The organism is Methylobacterium oxalidis (assembly GCF_007992195.1).
Taxonomy (GTDB): domain Bacteria; phylum Pseudomonadota; class Alphaproteobacteria; order Rhizobiales; family Beijerinckiaceae; genus Methylobacterium; species Methylobacterium oxalidis.
On the sequence record NZ_BJZU01000206.1, the window covers coordinates 1 to 4819 of the forward strand.

Genomic DNA, 4819 nt, shown 5'->3' on the forward strand with positions numbered 1-4819 from the left:
AGGACCAAGACGCTGGCGATGACCAGCACGTCTCCCGAAGTCCCTCGATCGGCTCGGGAGACCGCCGCCGTTTCAGCTTAATCGGCTGAGTGAACGAGCACGAAAAGGGGCAATACGAACGGCCTGTCCCACCTACCGGGTCTGCTGATCGAGTATGTACGACCGGGATAATGCCATCAGGATCCAGGCTTCATAGTTCTCCCCTGCCGGGTGAACTATGCCTCCCGAACAATCCATCAGGATGAGGATCGCTGAGATGAATGTGCGGGCAAAGAAACTGCCGAGCGACGAAGTCGTGAGGCGTCGAGCGAAGCGAGACTGAGCTCATTATGGTAGAGTGTGGCCGAACTGAGTGACTCATATCGTTGGGTCTTCAGCTTATTTCCGAACTATTTCACCTATTTCGGAAATTGATTTTCGGTGTTTAATAAAACTCGCCGTATTCGCTCTTTACTCTAGGGAAATTGGCAGATTAAGAGTCTCCACGATAACACCTGAGTCATGCGCTCATATTGCCCGCGCTGCGCTTTCAACTGAGGCGTCTCGCTGTAGTCTCTGCCCTGAAGACGCCGTGAATGCCCGGCAACGATCAGGCTCCTCCGAGGGAGCTATCGTGACTATGCGTCGGTCCACGCTGTTCATCTCCGCCGCCCTTGTGACGGTCTCGGCGATTGGGGCTGGCCTGTGGGTCTCACACAGCTCTCGCTCTCGGCTAGACCAGGACAAGCCGCCGGTGTCGGTCGCTCACCTCTCCACACAACAGCGATCCGTCACAGATCCCGATGGGGATCCCGTACGCACGGTGTACCCAGGCCCTCTGGGCGGATCGGTGGAGCACCTCAGCAGGCCGGCCCAGAATGAAGGAGCAGACGCGCCCGCCTCGGCTGCAGCGACACCCGCTGCCGTAACGGCCGAGCCTGCAACAGCCGAGCGTGCTGCATCCGAACTACCTCCAGCTCAAGGGCCGGACGCCGGAGCATCAGCCGACAACGTAGGTGTAGACGTGGCTTCGGCATCGACTGCCGCTGAACCAGCAGCCTCTGGAACCAGCATCGACCTCAACACAGCCTCGGTTGAGGAACTGAACGCTCTGGGCGCCGGCATGATCGGGCGCAGGATCATCGCTTTCCGGCCCTATGCCTCGCCGGAGGATCTCGTGAACAGGCGCGTCCTCAAGAGGTCGGACTTCGAGGTCATCAAGACCGCGATCACCGTCCGGTAGGCCCCTCTGGCGTGGGCAGCCCGTAGGAAGCGAGCAGCGACCGATGACGGGGTGAAGGACGGGATCACCTCAATGCCGCCATACAGGGATCCTTTAGGATCGCACATCGTGTCGCTTGAGCCTCTGCTCAGCGCGTGCAACCGTTTCATACCGTGGCGCTTCAGGCTCGTTGGCCCACGCCGAGGAGGCTCGTCAGCGGCCCCACGATGCAGCACCTGCGGCAGAAGAGCGTGAGCGAGTACCGAGCTGGCATCGCCAGACTCGTGCTGAGGAGAGCGGCCTGCGCCGCTGTCGCCAATCGGACGGTCGCCCTGCTCGCCGCAGCGGCCGCTCTGATCGTGTTCTGCCCCGCAGGTCCACCGCTGGATGAGGCCCTGATCAGCTCGTCACGCGCGTCCGCCTCAGCTTCTCTCGAAGCGCCAACGGCGGCAGTCATCCCACGAGTCTTCACCGCGACGATGGCGGGTGGGCCAGTCCACGAGTATGCGCAACACGCTCCGTCCGCAGCAGGCAGCGGCGTCCGCCTCGAACGATCCACTTTCCAGACGATCGAGGATGCTTGGTCTGCGGCCTTCTTCGGCGACCGTCAGCGGATGTCGGAGTTCATCGAACACTCCGCCGTGATCCACGGTCTTCCGGTCGAGTTCCTGATGCGCCTTCTGCGGCAGGAGAGCGGCCTCAACCATCGAGCCATCAGTCGCGCGGGCGCTCAAGGCGTGGCGCAGTTCATGCCGGGAACGGCCAGTGAGCGGGGGCTCACGGATCCGTTCAACCCGTTTGAGGCCATACCGAAATCGGCCGAACTCCTGAAGGAGTACCGGATCCGGTTCGGGAACCTCGGCTTTGCAGCGGCAGCCTACAACGCTGGCCCGCAGCGCGTCAGGGACTGGCTCTCTGGCCGCTCGGCTCTGCCCAAAGAGACGCGAGAGTACGTCGAGCGGATCACGGGCAGAACAGCCGACGATTGGCGTCAAGGTGGTGACGTCTACGCCACGGCCGAGACGGTGTTTAGGTCTTTGCGGAATTGAGCAACGGTCGAGAGTACCTTCTGCTTGGAAGGATCAGGGCCAAAACAAGCACAAGCCTGACCGATGGACGCTCGACGCTCGGGAGACCTGAAGCCGAAAGACACGCTCTCAGGTCAGCCTCCGGCAAGTGGAGCATGCCACCCAGGGTAGTCGCGGATCGTTCCCTCAACCCAGCCCGTTGATGGCTGCGCAACGCGTCCAGGAGGATGCATGGCGGTCACCCGGGAACAAGGTGCGGTTACGCCCTCGCCGGCCAATGAGTATGCCGCTGAGCGCGATGAGCGCGAAGCTCGTGGCGCCGTCGCAGCCGGCGAGGCCGTTCCACACGGGGTACGCTCAGTCGGGATCCTGGTGCTCGGTCTGCTGGCGGTCGTCTACACGCTCTACCTCGGCCGGGAGCTGATCCTGCCCATCGTCGTCGCGCTCGTCCTGAAGCTTCTGCTCGGGCCCGTCATGCGGATCCTGCATGAACGGCTCCGCTTGCCCCACGCACTCGCTGCGGCGTTGCTGATCCTGGTGGTGTTCGGGGCGATCGCGGGTATCGGCTTCACGATCTCCATCCCGGCATCGGGGTGGATCCAGCGCGCTCCCGAAAGCCTGACGCTCCTGAAGGAGAAGCTCGCCGTCCTGCACCATCCGCTCGACCTGCTGCAGCAGGGCCTGCACGCCATCGAGAGCCTGACCGCAACCTCCGGGCAGGAGGGGCAGAGCCAGACCATCATGGCACGGCCGGCTTCCGGTCTGGCGGGCTATCTCGCCACGAGCACGGCGGTGGTTCTGTCGCGCTTCTTTACGATCATGATCCTGCTGTTCTTCTTCCTCGCCTCGGGGGACCGCTTGTTGCGCGGCTTTGTCGAGGTGTTGCCGAGCTTCTCCAACAAGCGTCAGGCCGTCGAGATCGCCCATGAGATCGGGACGAACATCTCGGGTTACCTGCTCACCATCACGATGATGAACGCGATGGTGGGGGTGGCGACCGCCCTCGCCATGTGGGCCTGCGACCTCGGCACCCCGCTTCTCTGGGGAGCGGCCGCGTTTCTTCTGAACTACATCCCGATCCTTGGGCCTCTGGCCGGTGTCGGGATCTTCTTCGTCGTGGGCGTGCTCAGCCTGGACTGGCCCTGGTACGCGCTCACGCCGGCGGGTCTGTATCTGCTGATCCACATCGCCGAGGGCGAGACGATCACCCCCATGCTCCTGGCCAAGCGCTTCACCCTCAACCCTGTGCTCGTGATCGTCTCGCTGTTCTTCTGGCACATGCTCTGGGGCGTGCTTGGCGCCCTGCTGGCCGTGCCGCTGTTGGCCATGCTGAAGATCGTGGCGGACCGCGTCGAGCCGCTCAAGCCGATCGGGCACATCATCGGCTCCTGACAGGCAAAACAAGCAGCGTCTGGGGTTCCGAGGTGTGGCTGCGCAGAGAAAAACCCCGCTGGCGCAGGGGTGGGCCGAGCGGGGTTAGGAGTTGGAGGTGCCCAGCCGTGCCGTGGGGACCGACCGAGCAGCATCACTCATAATCAGAGGCCTGAACACCGACGATAACATCTGTGTGGTGGCGGACTGCAGCGTGAGCTTCCGTCCTGAAATTAGGCGAGACTCCTCGACAGCAGGATCTCCGCCCGACGAAGGCCACGGCCGAGCTTCTTGCGCCACCACGGTGAGGATCAGCCGCCGTAGAGCGACTGTTCCGCCCGAGCTCGTAGAGCACCTTCCATTCGTTGCCCGTGTGCAGCTCTATTGTGAGCGGCGGCTGAATGAGACCGCGTAGGCCTGCACCCGCGCGTCGACCAGCGGGTCGTCCGAAACCTCGATCCCGAATGCGGATGAGGGTCAAACAGGCGGAAGGCAGAGCTTGGGAGCCGGTGGGCTGAGCGGCTCCGGGGCCAGGAAGGACGGCGCGCGGACAGGTACCCTGCCGGCGGGGAGTGAGGGTTCGTCCAACGCGCCCGCCGAGGGCAGGTCGCCCAGACCCGCATCTGGTTCAAGCCGCTGGGCACGCCCTTCATGGGTGCCGGTGCCGCGGCACCGGCAACATTCCCTTGAGACGCCTGCGCCGACGCTGCTCCTGGTCCACCGGCCAAGATTATTGCAGCGCGATAGTATTGTTTCGATCTTGATTTTGGTGCTGGAAGTCGATGTAAATTCCTGCCTCTCCACCTACGCCGGAGGCATCAATGGCCACCAGCTTCAGCCCAGGCTTTGCGCGCACCGTGTCCGTGCAAGAGTTCAACGAACGTGCCCGGCGTCTGCTCTCGCCTGAGGCTGCTATGATCCCGGTAGCCGTCAAGCCGATGCGCAGGCAGAGGTCACTCGTCGCGGCAGAGGTTGCTCCCGTGAGCGATGGCCACGCCGAACTGCTGACCGGCTCATGAGCAGCGAGCGGGCTTCTACGGGAGATCCGGCGGCCGCTGAGCCTCATCGGTACAGCCTGCGCCGGCAGGATGGTGCCTGGACGGTTTACTGTTCCAGGACGGGCGAGCCGGTGCGCCTGAACGATCTCCCGCAGGTAGGGCTGACAAGGGCCGTTGCGGCCGACGTGGCGTGGGCGCTGAACTCGCTCAAGCCATGCGAC

General features: G+C 63.5%; 3 protein-coding genes. All 3 read left to right on the forward strand.

Features of this window, described 5'->3' with window-relative positions; translation table 11 throughout:
* The first annotated feature begins 1428 nt into the window (after positions 1-1428).
* Positions 1429-2250: a lytic transglycosylase domain-containing protein gene (locus MOX02_RS29290; RefSeq protein ID WP_147029298.1), complete on the forward strand. Its 822-nt coding sequence runs from the start codon at positions 1429-1431 to the stop codon at positions 2248-2250.
* A 210-nt stretch (positions 2251-2460) separates the two neighbouring features.
* On the forward strand, positions 2461-3621 hold the full coding sequence (locus tag MOX02_RS29295; protein ID WP_147029299.1) for an AI-2E family transporter: 1161 nt from the start codon (positions 2461-2463) through the stop codon (positions 3619-3621).
* Between the two features lie 800 nt (positions 3622-4421).
* A complete protein-coding gene (locus MOX02_RS29300; protein ID WP_147029300.1) occupies positions 4422-4619 on the forward strand; it encodes a hypothetical protein in 198 nt (65 codons plus the stop codon).
* The last annotated feature ends 200 nt before the right edge of the window (positions 4620-4819 follow it).

Coding starts and splice junctions, on each gene's coding strand:
- MOX02_RS29290 (WP_147029298.1), top strand. CDS start 1,429: ATGCAGCACCTGCGGCAGAAGAGCGTGAGCGAGTACCGAGCTGGCATC.
- MOX02_RS29295 (WP_147029299.1), top strand. CDS start 2,461: ATGGCGGTCACCCGGGAACAAGGTGCGGTTACGCCCTCGCCGGCCAAT.
- MOX02_RS29300 (WP_147029300.1), top strand. CDS start 4,422: ATGGCCACCAGCTTCAGCCCAGGCTTTGCGCGCACCGTGTCCGTGCAA.